At 67.6% G+C, this 20,756-nt stretch carries 17 protein-coding genes; 8 read left to right on the top strand and 9 right to left on the bottom strand.

Annotated features, from left to right (window positions below):
* Positions 1 to 300: 300 nt before the first annotated feature.
* Entirely contained in the window at positions 301 to 792 is a 492-nt protein-coding gene (gene def, locus D4740_RS00185; protein WP_119834946.1) for a peptide deformylase, read from the top strand.
* Positions 793 to 866: 74 nt separating this feature from the next.
* Here def and D4740_RS00180 read toward each other — a convergent pair whose 3' ends face one another.
* From D4740_RS00180 to D4740_RS00170, 3 genes are all read right to left on the bottom strand, one after another.
* Complete coding sequence (locus tag D4740_RS00180; protein WP_119834945.1) at positions 867 to 1,367, bottom strand: DUF3145 domain-containing protein; 501 nt, start codon at positions 1,365 to 1,367, stop codon at positions 867 to 869.
* Positions 1,368 to 1,529: 162 nt separating this feature from the next.
* Positions 1,530 to 3,557 carry a DNA primase gene (dnaG, locus tag D4740_RS00175; protein ID WP_119834944.1) on the bottom strand — a complete coding sequence of 676 codons (2,028 nt, stop codon included), beginning with the start codon at positions 3,555 to 3,557 and terminating at the stop codon, positions 1,530 to 1,532.
* 101 nt (positions 3,558 to 3,658) lie between these two features.
* Positions 3,659 to 5,008, bottom strand: a complete 1,350-nt coding sequence (locus D4740_RS00170; protein ID WP_119834943.1) for a deoxyguanosinetriphosphate triphosphohydrolase — start codon at positions 5,006 to 5,008, stop codon at positions 3,659 to 3,661.
* Positions 5,009 to 5,213: 205 nt separating this feature from the next.
* On the opposite strand from D4740_RS00170, the gene D4740_RS00165 reads away from it, so the two are divergent.
* The 4 genes from D4740_RS00165 to D4740_RS00150 all read left to right on the top strand — a co-directional run bounded on the left by D4740_RS00165 (position 5,214) and on the right by D4740_RS00150 (position 10,662).
* Positions 5,214 to 6,440, top strand: coding sequence for a glycosidase (locus D4740_RS00165; RefSeq protein WP_119834942.1), 1,227 nt, complete (start codon positions 5,214 to 5,216; stop codon positions 6,438 to 6,440).
* 434 nt (positions 6,441 to 6,874) lie between these two features.
* Entirely contained in the window at positions 6,875 to 8,017 is a 1,143-nt protein-coding gene (locus tag D4740_RS00160; RefSeq protein ID WP_259390558.1) for an extracellular solute-binding protein, read from the top strand.
* Between the two features lie 57 nt (positions 8,018 to 8,074).
* Positions 8,075 to 9,646 carry an ABC transporter permease subunit gene (locus D4740_RS00155; RefSeq protein ID WP_119834941.1) on the top strand — a complete coding sequence of 524 codons (1,572 nt, stop codon included), beginning with the start codon at positions 8,075 to 8,077 and terminating at the stop codon, positions 9,644 to 9,646.
* Positions 9,647 to 9,807: 161 nt separating this feature from the next.
* Positions 9,808 to 10,662 carry a sugar ABC transporter permease gene (locus tag D4740_RS00150; protein ID WP_119834940.1) on the top strand — a complete coding sequence of 285 codons (855 nt, stop codon included), beginning with the start codon at positions 9,808 to 9,810 and terminating at the stop codon, positions 10,660 to 10,662.
* A gap of 79 nt (positions 10,663 to 10,741) precedes the next feature.
* On the opposite strand, the gene D4740_RS00145 is transcribed toward D4740_RS00150, so the two are convergent.
* Both D4740_RS00145 and D4740_RS00140 read right to left on the bottom strand, forming a co-directional pair.
* A complete protein-coding gene (locus tag D4740_RS00145) occupies positions 10,742 to 11,935 on the bottom strand; it encodes a glycerate kinase (protein WP_119834939.1) in 1,194 nt (397 codons plus the stop codon).
* A gap of 99 nt (positions 11,936 to 12,034) precedes the next feature.
* Positions 12,035 to 13,417 (bottom strand): M20/M25/M40 family metallo-hydrolase, encoded by a 1,383-nt coding sequence (locus D4740_RS00140; RefSeq protein WP_119834938.1) that lies wholly within the window; start codon positions 13,415 to 13,417, stop codon positions 12,035 to 12,037.
* Positions 13,418 to 13,457: 40 nt separating this feature from the next.
* Here D4740_RS00140 and D4740_RS00135 point away from each other — a divergent pair, with 40 nt between their 5' ends.
* Together D4740_RS00135 and D4740_RS00130 are read left to right on the top strand one after the other, a co-directional pair.
* Positions 13,458 to 14,054, top strand: coding sequence for a DUF3043 domain-containing protein (locus D4740_RS00135; RefSeq protein WP_119835217.1), 597 nt, complete (start codon positions 13,458 to 13,460; stop codon positions 14,052 to 14,054).
* 133 nt (positions 14,055 to 14,187) lie between these two features.
* Positions 14,188 to 15,195: an aldo/keto reductase family protein gene (locus D4740_RS00130; RefSeq protein ID WP_119834937.1), complete on the top strand. Its 1,008-nt coding sequence runs from the start codon at positions 14,188 to 14,190 to the stop codon at positions 15,193 to 15,195.
* Positions 15,196 to 15,373: 178 nt separating this feature from the next.
* Here D4740_RS00130 and D4740_RS00125 read toward each other — a convergent pair whose 3' ends face one another.
* Complete coding sequence (locus tag D4740_RS00125) at positions 15,374 to 16,420, bottom strand: quinone-dependent dihydroorotate dehydrogenase (RefSeq protein ID WP_119834936.1); 1,047 nt, start codon at positions 16,418 to 16,420, stop codon at positions 15,374 to 15,376.
* Between the two features lie 149 nt (positions 16,421 to 16,569).
* On the opposite strand from D4740_RS00125, the gene D4740_RS00120 reads away from it, so the two are divergent.
* Entirely contained in the window at positions 16,570 to 17,475 is a 906-nt protein-coding gene (locus D4740_RS00120) for a neutral zinc metallopeptidase (protein ID WP_119835216.1), read from the top strand.
* A 23-nt stretch (positions 17,476 to 17,498) separates the two neighbouring features.
* Here D4740_RS00120 and D4740_RS00115 read toward each other — a convergent pair whose 3' ends face one another.
* The 3 genes from D4740_RS00115 to D4740_RS00105 are packed head-to-tail and all read right to left on the bottom strand — an operon-like array spanning position 17,499 to position 20,715.
* The gene (locus tag D4740_RS00115; RefSeq protein ID WP_119834935.1) at positions 17,499 to 18,440 is read right to left on the bottom strand and encodes a carbohydrate ABC transporter permease; all 942 of its coding nucleotides are present in this window, start codon (positions 18,438 to 18,440) and stop codon (positions 17,499 to 17,501) included.
* Between the two features lie 2 nt (positions 18,441 to 18,442).
* Positions 18,443 to 19,363 carry a carbohydrate ABC transporter permease gene (locus D4740_RS00110; protein ID WP_119834934.1) on the bottom strand — a complete coding sequence of 307 codons (921 nt, stop codon included), beginning with the start codon at positions 19,361 to 19,363 and terminating at the stop codon, positions 18,443 to 18,445.
* Positions 19,364 to 19,422: 59 nt separating this feature from the next.
* Positions 19,423 to 20,715, bottom strand: a complete 1,293-nt coding sequence (locus tag D4740_RS00105) for an extracellular solute-binding protein (RefSeq protein ID WP_119834933.1) — start codon at positions 20,713 to 20,715, stop codon at positions 19,423 to 19,425.
* Positions 20,716 to 20,756: the final 41 nt, after the last annotated feature.

The following is a 20,756-nucleotide window of genomic DNA, read 5'->3' as shown; positions in this document are numbered from 1 at the left end:
GGTGGCCAGGCCCCACGCGTTGAGGACGATCTTGCGCGGCCTGGTGAGTTGCGCAGGCAGAACTGCGCGCGCGACTTCCAGCCAACCACAAGTCGTGGCAGGGTCTGCCCTCCAGCAGCAGGCACGCAGTTATGCGGCAACGACGTCGCGTAACGCGTCTCGGGCACAGGGACGCCGCGCCAAGGCGTCTTAGGCTGACACGCTCTTCACTTTCACCCCACGGGCAGCGTCCGCCGGCCCGACCAGGTACCAAAGCCCGCCGGATACGGGACCGTGCCGGAGTCGTGCGAGGATGTGCCCATGGCTTACCGCGACATCCGCCTGATCGGCGACCCTGTGCTACGCACCCAGTGTGACTGGATCACTGACTTTAACGCGCCAGTGAGGTCCCTGGTGGAGGACCTGCTGGAGACCGTCGACGCGGACGGGCGCGCAGGCCTGGCAGCCAACCAGATCGGTGTCAGCTTGAGGGCATTCTCCTGGAACATCGAGGGGGACATCGGCTATGTCCTCAACCCTCAGCTCGTCGAGATCTCGCAGGACAAGGACCAGGATGGCGAGGAGGGGTGCCTGTCCGTGCCCGGCCTGTGGTACCCCACCCGGCGTGCCTGGTATGCCAAGGCTGAGGGTGTTGACCTGGACGGCCAGAAGGTTGTGGTGGAGGGCGAGGAGCTCATGGCCCGGTGCATCCAGCACGAGCTGGACCACCTGGACGGTCACCTCTACCTGGACCGTCTGGACCGCAAGAACCGGGCGCAGGCCATGAAGGAGCTCCGCGCTCAGGGACTCTAGGCACCCCGCCTCCTTCGTCCCAGTCGCACTGCCCCGGTTCCAACTAGGAAGGAACCGCTAGCAGCCGCCAGAGGTCAGCCCACGCGGTGCAGCCAGCGCACCGGAGCACCCGCCCCGGCGTAGCGGAAGGGCTCCAGCTCGTCGTCCCAGGCCTGGCCCAGGGCCAGGTCCAGCTCGCGACGCATGCGCTCAGGGTCAGCCGCATGGATCAGGGCGGCACGGATTCGGTCCTCCGGCACCACGACGTTGCCGTGAACGTCGGTCTGGGCGTGAAAGATCCCCAGGTCGGGCGTGTGCGACCAGCGTCCGCCATCTGTCCCCGCGCTGGCCTCCTCTGTCACCTCATAGCGCAGGTTCGCCCAGCCTCGCAGTGCCGACGTGAGGGTCGTTCCTGTGCCTACCGGGCCAACCCAGCTTGTCTCGGCACGCATCATGCCCGGGGCGGCAGGCTGCTCCGTCCAGTCCAGGTGCACTCGTGACCCAATGACCTCAGCCGCTGCCCACTCGACATGGGGGCACAGTGCCCTAGGCGCAGAGTGCACGAAAAGAACACCGCGGGTGTAGGCACCGACCATAAGTAACGCCTCCTTGTTGGTTCGAGATTCGCCTTCCCCAACGGTCTCGACCAACACGGATACGCTTGTGGCTGCGCGGCGTGCGCTCAAATTATGCCTGACGGGAGGAAGACCGTCCAGTCCGCCTCCCCGTCAAGCCCGTTGCCGTGTCGTGACCGACGCCTACGAGCCTCGCCGCACCTGCATACGCCGCTGCTCCAGAGACGTGATCTCGGTAAGGACCTCCCGGTAGCCCTCCTGATCGACCGACAGGCGACGGTGCCGCGAGCGCAGCTCGGCCAGCCGCCGGTTGATCCCCATCACCTCGACCGAGCCGAGAACTTCCCTGGCGTAACGCTGAAGGGCGTAGGAGTCCACCTCACCGTCCTTGCCCCGCACCGTGGGCAGAGGCAACGGCACTACTGCCAGCTCGGTGAGCGCGGCATCGACAAGTCCCACAGCGCCGGCCCGAACCTGCTCGATCCAGCGCAGCGTAGCACGGTGGGCCGCCTGCCCAGCCGCCGCTCCCGCCTGCCGAGCCCGCTCCTCCAGCGCCAGGACCTCAGCAGTCCCGCCCGCGGCCGCCACTGCCTCGTAGACGGCCTTATGGGTGAGCTGGCTGAAGGAGTCCGCACCGATGTCGTCGGCACCGGCACCGGCTGCGGCCTGAGGCTGCTGAATAATGAGCGCCAGGGCCTCTCGCTCAAGACGCTCCACAGGGTCGCTAACTGGCGGCAGCCCCCGGACAAAGGACGCGGCGTCACGGGACGATGCTGGTGCGTGCGCCTGCTGGCCGTCGGCGCGCCACTGCCGGTGGGTGCTCCCGGGCGGCCGCTGCCTCTCCGCCGCCTGGACAGCATGAACCACCTCGCCGTCGGGCAGTCCCAGCCATCCTGCCAGCCTCCGCGTGTACTCACGCCGCAGCGCACGGTCCCGGATACCCGCGACCACGGGAGCGGCCGCACGCAGCCCCCTGATCCGGGCCTCGGGAAGATCCAGGTTGAGGTCAGCCAGCGAAGCCCGGATCACAAACTCGAACAAGGGCACCCTGCGCGCCAGCAGGCGTGGAATACCCTGGTCGCCCTCGCGCATACGCAGGTCGCAGGGGTCTGCCCCCTCCGGGTCCACGGCAACAAAGGTCTGGGTGGCGAAGCGCTGGTCCTCAGCGTAGGCACGAAGTGCCGCCTTCTGTCCGGCCGCATCACCGTCGAAAGTGAAGATCACCTCACCTCCACGGGCGGCACGCCCCTGGCCGGTCACGACACCGGCGGCCGGGTCGTCGATATCGCCTAGCAGGCGACGCACCGTGCGGACGTGGTCGGCGCCGAAGGCCGTACCACAGGTGGCCACGGCGGTCCTCACCCCGGACAGGTGGGCGGCCATGACGTCGGTGTAGCCCTCGACCACGACAATCTGGTGAGACCTCGCCACCTCTCGCCTGGCCAGGTCAAGGCCGTAGAGCACCTGGCTCTTGTGGAACACGGCGGTCTCAGGGGTGTTGAGGTACTTGGGTCCCTGGTCGTCCTCGGACAGACGCCGGGCGCCGAAGCCCACCGTGGCCCCGGTGATGTCGCGGACGGGCCACACGAGCCTGCCCCGGAAACGGTCGTAGACGCGGGAGCCGTCCTGACCGCCGCGGCTGCACAGGCCGGAGTCCACCAGCTCAGCCTCGGTATAGCCGGCTGCACGCAGGTGACGGGCCAGGTTGTCCCACCCGGCCGGGGCGTAGCCAACCCCGAAGTGTGTCGCAGCACGGCGGTCAAAACCACGCGAGGTGAGGAAGTCACGCGCTACCTGGGCCTCAGCAGTCGCCAGCTGGTCCTGGAACCAGGACTCTGCCAGACGGTTGGCATCCATGAGGCGCTGTCGGGTCCCAGGCTCCACACCCCGACGTACCTGTCCCCCCTCCTCGTAGCGCAGCTGGACCCCGTACCGGTCCGCCAGGTACTCCACGGCCTCGGCGAAGCCCAGGTGGTTGATCCTCTGGACGAAGGTGATGACGTCCCCGCCCTCACCACAGCCGAAGCAGTGCCAGTAGCCCAGCTGGGGACGCACGTGGAAGGAAGGGGTCCGCTCGTCGTGGAACGGGCACAGGCCCTTGAGCGAGCCCACCCCAGCGCTCCTGAGGGTCACCTGCTCCCCGACGACGTCCTCAATCCTGGCGCGCTCCCGCACGGTGTCGATGTCCTCGCGCCTGATCAGTCCTGCCACGAGGACATCGTAGGCGAGCCGACGGCGTCCCCGCCCTTACCCCGCCCGTCATGTGGAGGCGTGGAGGTCCGGCCGGGAGCAGACCGGCCGGACACCGGGCCTCAGGCCGGTAGCTCGGAGAACATGCCGCACAGACGGGCGTGCCAGGACCGGGCGGAGGTGTCTGTCAGGGAGGCGATCTGGTCCACCACCACACGCAGTCGCCCGGCGTCGTCAGCGGCCTCCTCCCACGCGGGGCGCAGGGACGGGTCCAGTACGCTGCCGTCACCCTCCATAAGGACCTCGGCCAGGTCGAAGATAATAGTGCGCTGGCGCAGGTAGACCGGCTCCTGCTCCCGCGGGGCCATGACGTAGCGCACCGCAGCCCCCTTGAGGACGAGGATCTCCTCAGCGGTGTCCTGGGGGATGACGAGATCGGCTTCGTGCCGGGTCAGCGGCCCCTGCCCTGCGTCGTCCCTGGTGGCCTGGGCCACGGCAGACACGAAACGACCGATGAGCTCGCTGGTGAGGTTCTTCAGGCGTGCGGCGTCCGCGACCGAGCCGCTGTAGGAGCCGATCCAGTACGGCTGCGAGACCAACCGCTCCCAGGCCGATCCCAGGGCGTCCGCGCTCACCTCGGTCCCGTACCAGGTCCGCGTGTCCTCCACCAGCTCCTCGACCTCACCCGGGCGACGGAGACGAGCAGGGTCCATGCGGCCCAGCGCGACAGCGTCCTCCACGTCGTGGACAGAGTAGGCGACGTCGTCGGAGAGGTCCATGACCTGGGCCTCCACGCACCGGCGAGTGCCAGGAACGCCCTGACGCATCCAGTCGAACACCTCCAGGTCCGAGTCGTAGACACCGAACTTTACCCGGTACGTGCGGTCGTGGTTCTGTCCCTCGTCCGGTCCCGCCCCTTTGGCCCAGGGATACTTGGCCACGGCGTCCAGGCTCGCACGTGTGAGGTTGAGGCCGACCGGGCGCCCGGCAGGGTCGAGGGCCTTAGGCTCAAGACGGGTGAGGATCCTCATAGTCTGGGCGTTGCCCTCGAAGCCCCCGATACCGTCCGCGACACGGTCAAGAGCCTTCTCACCGTTGTGCCCGTATGGAGGGTGCCCCAGGTCATGGGAGAGGCAGGCCGCGTCCACCAGGTCCGGGTCGCAGCCCAGGGCCTGTCCCAGTGCCCTCCCCACCTGGGCCACCTCCAGGGAGTGGGTCAGCCGGGTACGCACGAAGTCGTCAGCAGCGGGGCCCAGGACCTGCGTCTTGGCTCCCAGACGCCGCAGCGCCGAGGAGTGCAGGACCCGGGCTCGGTCCCGCTCAAAGGGCGTGCGCTGCGGGTTCTTGGCTGACTCGGGGACGTACCTCTCGACGTCGTGCGTGCTGTAGCCCGTACGGCTGCCGTATGGCTCGCCGTCCGGCTGTGGCAGGTTCCGCTCAGAAGGCTCCGGGAGAGGCAGGCAAACGGGCATGGTCACAACCTAGCGCAGCGACAGGCTAGGATGGCGGGGTTCCGCGGCGCGGTGGTCCCGGGGGCGTAGCGGGCACTCACGCCCCGACGCTGTCGCACCGGCACGTTGCATCTCGCTGTGCTCCGCAGAACCGTAACAGACAGGCATTCGACTTGCCCCAGGCCGCGCCTGTACCAGAGGAACTGGACCGAAGGAGACGCCAGCGGTGACGACTACGACGACGCTGATCCACCGGCCCTATGACGGGCCGCGCCAGTGGTGGCGCCAGGCACTGGTCTACGAGCTAGCCTCTCCCGCCCTGGGGGCTACCGACCTGGAGCGTACCGGCCCCCTCCTTGACCACGTCGCCTCCCTTGGGCTGGACACGGTACTGGTGCGCCCCAGCCTGGTCGACACCGACACCGAGGCGGATGCCGTCGTCGGCTTCACCGAGCGCGCCCACCAGCGTGGTATCCGCGTCCTGGCACGGGTCTCCGGCGCCCTGGGCCCAGTGACCGGGCCGCACGTCCAGCACGACACTCGTATCGTCACTGGCAAAGAGACCGAGGGTGAGGACCTGCTTCGCCGTGCCGAGGCCTTCCTCGCAGCAGGTGCCGACGGCATCGACCTGGGGATGATCGTGCCCCCGGAGGTGAGACAGGCGACCGACCTGGAGGTGCTGAGCTCCTACTTCGCCCTCCTGCGGCACACGGTGAGCCGCTACGTGAGCGAGGGAATCATCGGGGCAGACGTCTCCACCGACTACCCTGACTCCTTGCGCCACCACCTCCAGGAGGACTGGGTCCACCACCTCCGTGACGACTACCTTGCCCTGGTGCGCTGGGACGCCTCGTCGCTGACCTCCCACCTCGGCCGGTCCCTCAACGAGCACGACCAGTTCCAGGCACCTCCTGTCTGGCGTTACCTTCCCTCACACGTCGTACTGGCAGAGATGGCCCCGGGAGACGGGCGGCGCTGGTACTCCGCGTCCCGGAAGGAGCGGCTGCGACGGGCTAACGCCCTACAGACCATGATGCTGGCACTACCAGGCTCCGTCTACCTGCGCCAGGGCGACGAGATCGCCCTGGCGGACCAGGACAAGCCCGGCACCCCCCTCGAGCTGGCCGACCTGGTCAGCCAGCAGGCGCAGCAGCAGGCGTCCCAGTTCGGCTCCCCTGTGGCCACGGTGCGCCACGCGGCCTACCTGCGCCGCGAGAACGACCTGGCCGGCGCCCCGCTGGCCTTTGTCTCCGGCCTGGAGTGGTGCCCCCAGCAGACCCTCACCTTCCTGGTGCGCGGGGTCCTGGTCCTGGTCAACACCTCCAGCGCCCCGGTGGTCCTGCCCCGGGAGGCACGGGTGCTTCTAGCCTCCTCCCCGCTGAGTCAGGACGAGGGAAGCCTCCTTGTCCCTGCCGCGACAACCACCTGGATCGAGGCCTCCACCGTGGCCTAGGGGGTGGTTGTCCCACAGCCCCAGGACTACAGCCAGGCAACGGAAACGTCATAGGGCAACGTGTCTTTTGTTGTCCTATGACGTTTCCGTTGTTCTGGACAGTGCCGGGGCAGCCTGCCTGTGTGCGGCCTCATCCGGGCTGCCTGCTGACGTGACCGTTGCGCAGATGTGATACTGCCTACTATCCTTGTCCCGCAGGCCCGGTGGCACCCGGAACACGGTTCAAAGGAGAATCCTCATGTCCCCCCCCCCCCCCCCCCCCCCCCCGCCCCCCCCCCCCCCCCCCCCGACGGTCCTTCCTCGCCCTGACAGCAGTCGCCACCACACTGGCTGCGGTCGCAGCCTGCTCCGGCTCTTCCACGTCGGACTCTGACACCCCGGGCAGTGGCTCCGGTGACGCTGCCGAGGAGGGTAGCGCCGCGACACAGGCGACCGTGCGTGACGACAGCGCTGACCTGGTGATCTGGGCTGACGAGCCGAAGGCGCGCTCCGTCGAGGACGCTGCCAGGGCCTGGGGTGAGGAACAGGGCATCACGGTGGCGGTCCAGGTGATCGCAGACGACCAGCAGGACACGTTCATCACGGCCAACCAGGCAGGTAACGGCCCCGACATCATGCTGGGAGCCCACGACTGGATCGGCAACCTCGTCCAGAACGGGACCATCACTCCTGTCACGATCAGCGAGGAGGACAGGACCAACATCAGCGAGGTCGCCCTGAGCGCCGTCACCTATGACGGCCAGACCTACGGGGTCCCCTACGCCGTAGAGACCCTGGGCCTGTTCGTCAACAAGTCCCTGACAAACGTCGTCGCCCCCGAGTCCGTCGAGGAACTCGTCGAGGCAGGCAGGGAAGCGGACACCGGTACCATCTTGTCCCTGCCTGTCGGCGAGGAGGGAAACGCCTACCACCTCCAGCCCATCTACACCGCCGGCGGCGGGTACCTCTTCGGCAGGAACGAGGACGGCTCCTACAACCCCGATGACCTGGGAGTAGGCAAGGAGGGTTCTCTTCAGGCCGCTGAGCGGATCTCAGAGCTGGGCAGTGACGGGGTGCTCAAGAAGTCAGTGACAGACGACAACTACATCTCCCTGTTCACGGAGGGAAAGGCTCCCTACCTGGTCTCAGGACCCTGGGCGCTGGCTGACATCAAGGCGGCCGGGATCGACTACCAGCTCTCCGAGATCCCTGGCTTCAAGGATGTCCCGGACAGCCAGGCTCTGCCCTTCGCGGGCGTCAACTGCTTCTACGTCGCCTCCAGGGGGAGGAACAGGGCCTTCGCGGAGAGCCTCGTGACGCACGTCGCCACCAGCTCCTCCTTCGCGGAGAAGATGTTTGCCCTCAACGAGCTCCCTCCTGCGCAGAAGGACCTGGCAGACCGGCTCTCCGCCGACAACCCGGACATGGTCTCCTTCTCCGATCTCGCCGCGCAGACGGACCCCATGCCCTCGATCCCTGAAATGTCAGCCGTGTGGATGCCCCTGGCAGCGGCCCAGGCCAACATTGTCGCCGGCGCGGACCCGGTGTCGACCATGACCAGCGCCGGGGAGCAGATCACCTCCTCCCTGGCCGGGTAAGGGCACAGCGCTGCCCCGACACACGCCAGCCACCTCCTCAGCACCCTCAGCACCGTCATGACCTTCTCTGCTCCCACCGCGCCTGCCGGGACGACGACCACGGCAGGTCTCCTGGGCCGTGTCGTCGTCGTATCGATGACCCTGGCCGTCACGGTCTACCTAGTGCCACTGCTCGTCCGGTTCCAGATGTGGACGTGGCTGGTGATCGTGCTCCTGTCGGCCGCGTCAGCAGCCGCGCTGTACTCCACACGCAGGCTGGTCCCGGGCAAGTACCTGTTCCCCGGTACCTTCTTCCTCGCAGTCTTCCTTGTCGTACCTGCCGTCCTGACAGTCCAGACCTCCTTCACAAACTTCGGTGACGGCTTCCGTGGTACCAAGGAGGAGGCTATTACCTCCATCACGAACAACTCGGTGGTCCAGACTGCCAACTCCCCCGTCTACAACCTGTCGGTCGCTACCGTCGGCAGCGTCTCCGAGGGTCCGTTCACCCTCTTCCTGGTCGACCCTGCCACCGGCAGAGTCCTTTACGGCGGTGATGGAGAGACTGTCCGGGAGCCGGCCCCCGAGGTCACAGTGACCGACGGGTACGTCACCTCCGCCCCGGGCTACACGATACTGAGTCCCCGAGAGGTCAACGACGCCTATGAGACCGTATCAGCACTGACCCTGACGGTGTCCGACAGCAGCGCCATCAGGGTCCAGGGGGTCCGTGCGGCCTTCGAGGGAACCAGACGGATGGTCTATGACGAGGCTGCCGACACCATCACGGACACCGCCACCAACGAGGTCTACTCCGTGGAGAAGGTAGGGCTGTCCGAGCGCTTCGTCAACAAGGACGGTCGAAGCCTCCCCCAGTCCTGGAGGCAGGGCGTGGGCCTTGCCAACTACGAACGGCTCCTCACCCGCTCCGACCTGGCGTCCCAGTTTCTCGGGGCCTTCCTGTGGACTCTGACCTTTGCCCTCCTGTCCGTCCTTCTCACCTTTGTCGTCGGGTTCGCGCTGGCCCTGGCCCTCAACGACCGCCGGATGCGCGGTCAGAGGCTGTACCGCTCTCTCCTCCTGCTGCCCTACGCGGTCCCCGGGTTCATATCCCTGCTGGTCTGGTCCAGTTTCTACAACCAGGACTTCGGGCTCATCAACGAGGTGCTGCACCTTGACGTCCCGTGGCTGTCGAGCACTACGGCGGCCAGGGCCGCGGTCCTCATCACCAACACGTGGATGGGCTTCCCCTACATGTTTATTGTGTGTACTGGGGCACTGCAGTCTATTCCCTCCGACCTCACGGAGGCGGCGCGGATAGACGGTGCCAGCAGCCTCCAGATCACGTGGCGGATCACCACGCCGCTCTTGCTAGTCGCCGTCGCCCCCCTCCTGGTTAGCACCTTCGCCTTCAACTTCAACAACTTCAACGCCATCGAGCTGTTGACGGAGGGAGGCCCCTTCGCCGCAGGGGAGTACACCCGTGGAGGCACGGACATCCTCATCTCCATGGTCTACCGCATCGCCTTCGGCGGCTCGGGGGCGGACTACGGGCTCGCCTCGGCCGTGTCCGTGGTCCTCTTCGTCATCACGGGGGTGCTGGCTGCGGTCCAGTTCCGAGCCATCCGCACCCTTGAGGACATCCGCTGACCCGGGAGGCAGTCATGAGGTCCACCAACTACCACAACGGCCAGGCGGGGACAGCTTCCGCCGCACCGGAAGGACTGGCCAGAGCGCCTGTAGGACCAGCGAGGAGACCCCCTGGGAGCCCACCAGGAAGGCAGCCCGGAAGGACAGCCCCGGACAGGCGCATGCCCCTGAGGCGGTGGGCGCAGGAAGTGGGGTGGCGCCATGTCGTGGGGCTCCTCGCCCTGGCCTTCGCCGCGTTCCCGGTCCTGTACGTCGTCTCCGCATCGCTCAACCCCCAGGGCACGCTGGCCTCGACCGGCCTGGTCCCCACCGAGGTGAGCCTGGCAAACTACACGGAACTGCTCTCCGGACGCCACGGTCCTTTTCACCGGTGGTACCTCAACAGCATGCTGGTGTGCACGACGGTGGCCGGCACACAGGTCCTCTTCTCCCTGCTGGGCGCCTACGCCTTCTCACGTTTCCGCTTCACCGGTCGCCGGGGAGGCCTGCTGACGGTGCTGCTGATCATGATGTTCCCCGCGACCCTGTCCATGATCGCCGTCTACACCATGATCTCCGACCTTGGCCAGGTCCTGCCCGCCGTGGGTCTCAACACCCTGGTCGGCTACAGCCTGGCCCTCATGGGCGGCTCACTGGGGCAGGTGTGGCTGATCAAGGGCTCCTTCGACACCGTTCCCCGCGAGCTGGACGAGGCTGCCGTCCTTGACGGGTGCACCCACTGGCAGGTGTTCTGGCTGGTCCTGCTCCCCACGCTGCGCCCCATCGTCGCCACAACCTTCCTGCTGGCCTTTATCAGTGTCATCAGCGAGTTCCTCCTGGGAGGGATCTTCCTGACCGACGGCTCCGTCAAGACGCTGGCCGTCGGCCTCTACGGGCTGCTCGACGCCAACCGCTCCAGCAACCTCGGCGTGTTCGCTGCCGGGGCCGTCCTGACGATGCTTCCTGTCATCGCCCTGTTCCAACTCCTCCAGCGCTATATCGTCGCCGACTCGACCCTGGGCTCTGTCAAAGGATAGTCGTCAAAGAGGAGGCAAAGAGGAGGCAAAGAGGAAGCAGGAGAAAGCCCACCGGCTGGTAGGCCAGGCCAGCCGGGTCCTACCGCGACCAGCTGCGCGCCAGCCGGGCCCCCATCTCCTCCAGCCGCTGCCGCAGAGCCTGCTCGCCTCCGGCGTCCCAGCCACCGCCGTCGGTGTGGGGCTGCTCCAGGGAGTAGACCGAGGAGACGCCGGCACCAGCACGCTCTCCCCGAGGAAGAAGGCTCCGTCCTGCCACCAGGACGACGGGAAGCGCCCGGCCCTGGGCAGCACGCGCCACCACCGCCACCGGGCTGTCCTCAAGCAGGTCATAGACCTCTCCAGCAGCGGTAACCACAAGGTCCTGCCTACGGACAGACCTCTCCAGGCCAGTCAACCGGGCCATGACACGCGCGCCCGGTAGCGCCCAGGCCCCCAGCGCACGTAGCACCAGTGCGGTACCTCCGGCCGCCCCGGTCCCCCAGGTCGTGGGTGTAAGCCGCTGAGGCTGACTGTCTCCCAGGACAGTCAGCCCCTCAAGCCTGCCTGTCTGGGCCACCCGAAGCAGGTCGGCCGCGTGGCGACAGGCCAGCCGGTCGCGCTCCTGAGCCTCCCACTCCTGGACACCCACGGTCATGCCCAGGCCCGCTCCGGCACCGTCCATGCCTCCCAGCGCGACACCGTCAGCCAGCACCAGGCCCAGGCTGCGCCCCTCCACGAGGGCGCGACCACCCCTGACACCTCCCAGAGCGGCAACAGCACCGGCACCACCGTCATGGACAGCCGACCGCGACAGCCCGACCAGCAGGGTGTCAGCAGGAGCCGTACGGCGCAGGGCCTGGGCAACCACGGCACCCAGTCCATAGGTGGTCCCCTCTCGCGCCTCCTGGCGGGCCTGGGCCGGGTCGGCAGGTAGCGCGACCAGCCGTGCGGCATCAAGGAACCAGGTCCGCCCCGACGCCCTACCACCACCTGGACCCGCTCCGGAAGCGGGGGCAAGCTGCAGCAGGTCCACCTCCCGGACCTGGCCCACAGGCCCCTGCCCTTGAAGAGCCTCGCGTACCGTCACCAGGTCGGAAGGCACCACCTGGGCCGACCCAGGACCGCCGTCAGCGACGGGAGCCTGCACCACGACGTCGGCACCGCGCGCCTCCTGCCACCCTCTGGCCAGGGCTGCCGCGACCTGCGGCGCCGCCAGCCCAGCGCAGCCCTCCCCCACCAAGGGAGTCCCGCTCGGCTGCGCACGCATGTCGCCAGGGGCCATGAGGACCCTCATAGGTTGTCTCCCTCCTGGTGGTACCAGCCAGTCACCGGGCGCCGTCACTCCCGCTGCGCCCAGTACTCCCGTCGACCAGGCCCCGACCGTACCTTAGCGCTAGACGGCGCCGCCCAGCCGCGCCAGCAGCAGGGCCTCAGCAAGCACCGCGCTCTCCAGGTCACCCAGGTGCACGGACTCGTCCTCGCTGTGAGCGCGGGTGTCGGGATCCTCCACACCAGTGACCAGGACCTGAGCGTGCGGGAAGGTCCTGGTGAGGACGGAGATGAACGGAATGGTCCCGCCCTGGCCCACGGACACCGCCTCCCGCTCCCAGGCGGTCGACAGCGCCCACAGCGCGGCCCGGCAGGCCTCGGTGTCCTGCGAGCCGTCGAAGGACGGCCCGCTCTCGCGGCAGGAGACGCTCACACGGGCTCCAAAGGGAACGTGCGCCCTCGCGTGAGAGGTCAGCGCCTCCAGCGCCTGCCCCTGGTCCTGGCCCGGCGCGGTGCGCAGGGACAGGCGTGCCGTGCAGGAGGGGGCCAGGACGTTTCCTGCCAGGTCCAGGGGAGTGACGTCCATACCGGTCACTGTCAGGGCGGGTCTGGTCCACAGGCGCGTCGTCAGGTCTCCGGTCCCCGCCAGCCTCACCCCCTCAAGCACCCCGGCGTCCGCCCGGAAGTCGGCCTCCGGGTAGTCGGGTGCCCCGGTGGCGGTCTGGCTGCGCGAGACTAGGCCGTCGATAGCGACGTCACCGTTGTCGTGGTGAAAGGATGCCACCAGTCGGCACATGAGGGTAACCGCGTCCAAGATGGGGCCGCCGTACTGTCCTGAGTGCAGGGCGTGGTCCAGGACCTCCAGGTGGATGTCCACCTGGAGGACACCGCGCAGCGTCGTGGTCAGGGCCGGTACGCCTACTTTCCAGTTCATCGAGTCGGCCACAACGACGACGTCGGCGTCCAGGCGCGAGCGGTAGGCCTCCAGGAAGGCCGCGAAGGTGGGGCTGCCCACCTCCTCCTCCCCCTCGACGAGGACCGTCACCGAGCAGGGCAGCTCCCCCTGCCCCAGGGCGCTCAGGACCCGCAGGGCGTGGACGTGGGCAACGATGCCGGCCTTGTCGTCGGCGGCACCGCGGCCGTAGAGTCGCCCGGCGTGGTGACGTACCGTGAAGGGGTCCTCCTGGTTCCAGCGCTGAGGGCGGCCCACGGGCTGGACGTCGTGGTGGGCGTAGAGCAGCACGCGCGGCGTCCCCGTCGGCCCCTGCCTGTGGGCAAGAACCGCCGGGGCACCCAGGACGCCGCCATCACCCGGTGCTGAAAGGACCTCAGCCTCCAGCCCGCTACCCTCCAGCAGGGCAGCGACGGCCTCGGCGCTGCGCCTGAGCTGGGTGCGGTCGTGGCTGGTGGCGGACACTGAGGGGATGGCTACCAGCTCGGACAGGTCTGCAAGGACCGTCTCGAAGGACGTCCGGGTCGCGGCTCGCAGGGCGTCAACGGTGATCATGTTTTTAGAGTATCGCGACGTTACGGCTACCCTGGTCACTGTGAGTCCGTCGAAGAGCCGCCGTGAGACCGCCCAGCCGGAACCAGCACCCGCCGCCCCCCGGTCCGCGGGGAAGGGGCGCCCCACTCCCCGGCGTAAGGACGCGCAGGCCCGGGGACTGCGCCCTGTCGTGCCTGTGGACCGCAAGGCGGCCAAGAGGCAGGCGCGGGCGGCACGGGACGAGGCCTGGCAACGTCAGCGCGAGGCCATGGCCACCGGCGACGAGAGGTACCTGCCAGCCAGGGACAAGGGTCCCGTCCGGCGCTACGTCCGCGACTTCGTGGACGCGCGCTACTGCGTTGGGGAGCTCTTCATGCCCCTGACCTTCTTCCTGATGCTGCTTATGCTGGGACTGTCCTCCTGGCTCGCGCTCGCCTCCGCCTACCTCATGCTCGCAGTCTATGTCGTCTTCCTCCTGGCTATCGGGGACTCCGTCCTGTGCTGGTGGCAGGTACGCCGCAGGCTCGACACGGCCTTCGGTAGGGACAAGGCGCGGGAGCAGGGGTCCGTCTTCTTCTACACCTTCATGCGCTGCATGCAACTGCGGCGCTGGCGCCAGCCTGCCCCCCAGGTGCGCCGACGTGAGTTCCCCGCCTAGCCCCGCCGCGGCCTCCGGCCCTGGAGGCTGTCCCCTCCGGCAGGGACACACCCTCATTCGCGTGCCGTGAAACAAACAAGTTAGTGTGCACGCCAGTGTGGTTGCGGCCACGCTACCGTCCTAGGGTGGAGCCATGGTTACTTATCGTCACCTAGGCTCATCCGGACTGAAGATCACTGAGATCACCTACGGCAACTGGCTGACTCACGGGTCCCAGGTGGAGGCGGACACCGCCACGGCCTGCGTTCACACCGCCCTGGACCTGGGCATCACGAGCTTTGACACCGCCGACGTCTACGCCAACACCGTGGCGGAGGAGGTCCTGGGGCGGGCGCTGGCGGGGCAACGCCGCGAGTCCCTGGAGATCTTCACCAAGGTCTACTGGCCTGTCGGCCCCAAAGGCCCCAACGACGTCGGCCTGTCGCGCAAGCACATCATGGAGGGCATCGACGGCTCGCTCAGGCGTCTGGGCACCGACTACGTCGACCTCTACCAGGCGCACCGCTACGACTACGCCACCCCGCTGGAGGAGACCATGCAGGCCTTTGCCGACGTGGTGCGCTCCGGCAAGGCGCTGTACATCGGCGTCTCGGAGTGGACGGCGGACCAGATCCGGGCCGGCCAGGAGCTGGCCACCCAGATGGGCTTCCGCCTGGTGTCCAACCAGCCTCAGTACTCCGCCCTGTGGCGGGTCATTGAGGAAAAGGTCATCCCTACCTCCAAGGAGCTGGGACTGGGCCAGATCGTATGGTCTCCCATGGCCCAAGGAGTCCTGTCCGGCAAGTATCTGCCTGGCCAGAAGCCGCCAGCAGGCTCACGGGCCACGGACGACAAAGGGGGGCAGCAGATGATCTCGCGCTGGATGCGCGACGACATCCTGACCGCTGTGCAGGGGCTGCGGCCGGTCGCGCAGGAGGCGGGCCTGTCACTGCCGCAGCTGGCGCTCGCCTGGGTCCTGCAGAACCCGAACGTCTCGGCAGCCATCATCGGGGCCTCCCGACCCGAGCAGCTAGAGGAGAACGTCAGGGCCTCCGGGGTTGTCCTGGACCCCGAGGTCATGGCTGCGGTAGACACGGCGCTCCAGGGAGCGGTCCTCACCGACCCCGCACTGACCACCTCGCCGCAGGAGCGTCCCGCATAGCCTGGCTAGGCTAGGGGACCTGAGGAGCCAAGCACGGGCAGTGGGAGGCACCACGGGAACCCCACTCCTGCAGTGCCCTCCCAGGCCCGCAGGGCTCGGTGCCCAGGGGCACCCAGGCGCTCCCGCAGATGCCCTGAAAAAACCTGCACGAGACCCTGGTCGCCGCTCACGGCGCGGCTCAGCGCCTGGGGTGGCCCAGGGCCAGGGCACGGTTGACACGGCCCGGCCAGGCGGGGCCGTTGTAGACGAACGCAGAGTAGGCCTGGAGCAGGTCGGCTCCAGCCTCAAGCATGAGTTCGGCATCCAGGATCGAGGAGATACCACCCACTCCGATGATGGTCGGCTGCTCCCCCAACTGCTGGCGGAGGCGGCGCACGACCTCCAGCGCCCGGGGCAGCAGCGGCGCCCCGGACAGCCCCCCCTCCCCCAGGTCATGGTCTGTGGTGGTGTTGGTCGCCACTACGCCGTCCAGCCCCATGTCCAGCACCAGAGCGGCTACAGCGTCAACGTCCTCGTCAGCCAGGTCAGGAGCGATCTTGACCAGGAGCGGGACGTGGCGACCAGCCGCCTCGTCACCAGCCTGGCGCACCGCGCTGAGGATCGGGCGCAGGGAGCTGACGTCCTGGAGACTGCGCAGCCCAGGTGTGTTCGGGCTGGAGACGTTGACTACGAGGTAGTCGACCCACCGGGCCAGCCTGGAGGCGCAGTAGCGGTAGTCACCTACCGCGTTAGCCAAGGACGTCGACCTGTTCTTACCGATGTTGGCACCCACAACGATGCTGCGCCCGCGTACCGTGGAGCGCAGCGCACGCAGCCTCCTGGCGGCCTCGTCGGCCCCCGAGCTGTTGAACCCCATGCGGTTGCGGATGGCCCGCGTCGCCGGGTAGCGCCACATGCGGGGCCTGTCATTGCCCTCCTGAGGCTGGGCAGTCACGGTCCCGACCTCGACGAAGCCGAAGCCAAGCATGTCCAGGCCCTCAACTGCCCCGCCCTCCTTGTCCATACCTGCGGCCAGTCCCAGGAGGCCGGGCACCGGCCGCGCGAAGGGCCCTCCCTGGTTGGCGCTGGGCACCGGGAACGCCGGACGCCGCCCCCACACCTGGCGCGCCATGTCGCGCGCGAGGGGAACCCGGCTGACGGTCTCGATCGCCTCCAGGCACACGTCGTGGATACGCTCCGGGTCAACGCGGGTCAGGACGGTCTTGTAGAACAGCTCGTAGAACACCTGCCCAGGGTACTCGCCACGCTGTGTCCTCCCGGCAGACCCCAGCAGGGAGGATGCAACGCAGACACACCGTCCTGCAGGCAGCGGATGGCCCGGCCCGGCAGCGGGCGCTAGGCTGGGGTGACGTCCGCTTGTCCCCAGGGGTGCCCATGTCCTTCAACCGCGACATCAAGATCGACCCGAACCGCGTCTCCACCCGTTCCGGTGGCAGACGCGGCGCGTTCATCGGCGGCGGGTCGGTCCTGACCGTCGTGGCACTCATGCTCGTCTCCCAGCTGACCGGCATCGACCTGACCGGTCTGCTGGGAGCCCAGCAGGACACGACGCAGGTCTCAACCTCCTCCACGATCGACACCTCCGTGTGCACGGACGGGGTCAGCGCCAATGAGTACACCCAGTGCCGCATGATCGCCACCGCAGAGTCCCTGGACGCCGTCTGGGGAGCGCAGCTGCCCGCCCAGGCGGGCCAGGCCTACCGACAGCCCCAGTTCGTCCTGTGGGACGGCTCCTCGGTCAGCTCGGCCTGCGGAAACGCCTCCAGCGCCGTCGGCCCCTTCTACTGCTCCGGGGATGAGAGCGTCTACCTGGACATGAGCTTCTTCACCGACATGGAACGAACCCTGGGAGCCCAGGACACGCCCCTGGCCGAGGAGTACATTGTCGCCCACGAGTTCGGCCACCACGTCCAGCACCTGACCGGGAGCATGGCTGCGGCGGACCGCTCCGGGGCCGGGGCGACGTCAGACTCAGTACGCCTGGAGCTCCAGGCCGACTGCTACGCGGGTGTGTGGGTCAGTCACGCCGCGACGACGCCGGACCCGGACACCGGGCAGCCCTTCCTGGTGACCCCCACCTCTGCGGAGATCCAGACCGCGATCAACGCCGCCGAGTCCGTGGGGGACGACCACATCCAGCAGCGCAGCTCGGGGCCAGTAGACTCTGACTCCTGGACCCACGGCTCCTCCCAGCAGCGTGTGCGCTGGTTCACCACGGGCATGGAGCAGGGGACAGTGTCAGCCTGCGACACCTTCGCCGTCAGCCCTGACCGGCTCTGAGACCACCGTGGCCGCCGTGGCGTTCACCCTTTGACCGCAGTACCCGCCAGCGACTGCACGAAGGAGCGCTGGAAGATGACGAAGACGACGAGCACGGGAAGGGTAATAAGGGTGCCGTAGGCCATGACCTCGCCCCACACCGGGTTGAGCTGGAAGAAGTACTGCATTCCCACGCTCACCGGCCGCATGGACTCCTGCTGGACCACCATGAGCGGCCACAGGTAGGAGTTCCAGGCAGGCAGCATCATGATGATGGCGACCGTAGCGAAGGTCGGGCCGGACAGCGGTACGACGATCCTGCGGTAGATTGTCCACCACCCGGCGCCGTCCACACGGGCAGCCTCGTCGATCTCCTTGGGGATGTCGCCGAAGTGCTGAGAGAACAGGAAGATCGCCAGCGCGTTGGCCACGTAGGGCAGAATCTGCACCTGGTAGGTGTTGAGCATGCCCTGCCTGACCAGGAAGCCGTCGACGACCCACTGGACTGAGGGCAGCCGGGCGACCCAGAAGACCAGCGGCACGGCAATGGTCTCGAAGGGCACCATGAGGGTGGCCAGCACGAGGGACAGGATGATGTTCCTTCCCCTCCAGCGCATACGTGAGATGGCGAAGCCGATCATTGAGTTGACGACCAACCCGAGCCCCACGATGAGCACGGTAACGATGACGGAGTTGAGGATGAACCGGCCTGCGGGGACGCGGTTGAACACTCCCTCGTAGTTGTCCAGGCTCAGCTCTCCCACGGGCAGGAAAGCCCGCACGGTGCCAAGGTCAGCAAAGATCTGGTCGTCGCTCTTGAGCGAGGAGAAGATCATGAACAGCAGCGGGAAGACAGCGACGACCGCCGCGACGGTCAGTCCGACATAGGTCAGGACCCTGGAGCGGATCCTGGAGGCGGCACGGCCTCGGCCCCTGACGACAAGGACGCTGGTGCCGGGTCGTTCGGTAGCAGCCGCAGCGGCCATGTTTAGCCCTCCTCCCGGGTGAGTCGACGCTGGATCACACTGATGGCAAGGACGGCAATGAAGAAGATCAGTGAGATCGCGCTGCCGTACCCCATGTCCTGCTCGCGGTAGCCCCTGCGCACCGCGTGGTAGACGATCGTGGAGGTGGCGTCCTGCGGCCCGCCGGAGGTCATGACGTCGACCTGGACGAACAGGCCCATCGCGGCAATGGTGATAGTCACCAGGATGAACACCATGGTCGAGTGGAGCCCGGGCCAGGTCACGTAGCGAAACCGCTGCCAGCCGTTCACGCCGTCGAGGGAGGCCGCCTCGTAGAGGGTCGGATCGATGCCCTGCAGCCCCGACAGCCAGATGATCATGTGCAGGCCCACCGCCTGCCAGATGGACAGCACGATGATGGCTGGCATGGCCGTGCCGGGGTCATTGAGCCAGGCGACAGCGGTCCAGCCACCACCAGTGACGGTGTTCAGCACGGAGTTGAACAGCCCGTCCTCCTCGTAGAAGAAGCTCCACAGGATAGAGACCACCACCATCGAGGTGACCACTGGCATGAAGATCATGGTGCGGAAGGCCGTGACTCCCCTGACCTTCTGGTTGACCAGGATCGCCAGCGCCAGGGCGAGCGCCGACTGGCAGGGCACCACCACCAGGGCAAAGAAGGCGGTGTTGGTCAGGGAGCGGATAAACGTGGGGTCGTTGCGGAAGACCCGGAAGAAGTTGTTGAGTCCGACGAACTCAGGTGGGTTGGGTGAGATGAGCCGGACGTTGGTGACGCTGAGCACGAACGTCAGGACAACAGGGACACCCATAAACAGCAGAAGCAGCAGCAGGGCGGGCGAGGACATGAGCCAAGCCGCTCGTGCCTCCTTGCGCGACGCGGCAGAGCGGCCGCGTCTGTCGGTAGCTGTGGACGGAACAGGCATGGGAGCCTCCTTCCCGGCAGGGTTTGCCTGTAGGCGCCGGTGGTGGGGACGCGGCGGCGTCAGCCGACCTGGTACCCCTTGTTGGACCTGATGTCGACGTCGATGTCCTGTGCGGCCTGGTCCAGCGTGGACCTGACGTCCGCGCCGGAGACGATGTCTCGAGCTGCCTTGTCAAATACCGAGGAGATGACCCTGTAGCCGGGGGTGGGCGGGCGCAGCAGGGCGTAGGTGCGACCGATCTCGTAGACGGGCTCGAGCGCCCCACCCTCCCGGTAGTAGTCGGTCTGCCCGATGGCGGACTCCACCGAGGGGAAGTTGCCGATCGCGTTGGAGTACTCCACCAGGTACTCGTCCTGCATGAGCAGCTCGATGAAGGCGTTGGCGGCCGCAGGGCTGGGACTCGTGGCGGACACGCCCCACTGCCAGGAGCCTCCTCCCACTTTTGCACCGTGCCCAAAGTCGACAGGTGGCAGGATGAGAACCTCCTCCCGGCCAAACGTCTCCTGCGACTGCAGGACCTTCCACCCCCCGGCGTAGTAGAGCGGCACCCTGCCCTGGAGGAAGTCCTGCCCGTCGGTGGCGGGCGTCTGAGAGGCGTAGCCCCGGGTGAAGCACGAGCGGAACCACTCCCCCCAGGCGACAGCCTCCGCCCCGTTGAGAAGGCCCTCAGCGGTGTCGAGCGTGTCCCGGTCGATAAGGTCACCGCCGAAGGACTGAAGCATAGGTGCGTAGGCGTAGGGCCACCACTCAGCAGAGTCCGCCACTGAGAAGTCGATGACGTAATCGTAGTCGGACAGCCTGGAGAGCCTGGCAAGGGCGTCATCAAACTCCTCTCCGGTCCAGGGCCGCTCGGTCGTGGGGACCGCGACACCCGCCTCCTCGAAGGCAGACCTGCGTCCCAAGAAGCACAAGGAGGTGTCATAAGGACCGATCGAGTACAGGGTGTCGTTCCAGTAGCCCTTGGCAGAGCTGATGATGCTGTCCTCCAGCTCGGAGGAGACCTCCAACGGCGCCAAGTACCCGGCCCACGCCCAGCTGGGCATGATCGGTCCGTCCAGGTCGAGGACGTCCGGCAGGTCCCCGGCAACGGCGGCGGCAGCGACAGAGTCGTTGTAGGAGGCCTGGGGGAAGGACTTCACCTCCACCGGGGTGTCGGGGTTAGCCTCGTTGAAGGCGATGACTGCCTTGCGGACCACGGCGAGCTCCTCCTCGTTGCCACCGTTGTGGGTCCACAGGGAGATGCCACCACCGGGGCTGGCACCTCCTCGGTAGGAGGAGCAGGCGGTCGTCGTGGCCGCTGCAGCGGCAGCAGCCGACGCCGCGAGGAAGGCACGGCGAGTAGGAACTGTCATAAGGCACTCCTTTGTGCGTTACTGGGTTCTCACGAGGGTTG

Origin of the sequence: Actinomyces sp. 2119, assembly GCF_003591215.1 — a bacterium.
Taxonomy (GTDB): Bacteria; Actinomycetota; Actinomycetes; order Actinomycetales; family Actinomycetaceae; genus Actinomyces; species Actinomyces lilanjuaniae.
Note: the sequence above shows the minus strand (reverse complement) of the source record. Positions and strands in the feature narration are given on the sequence as shown.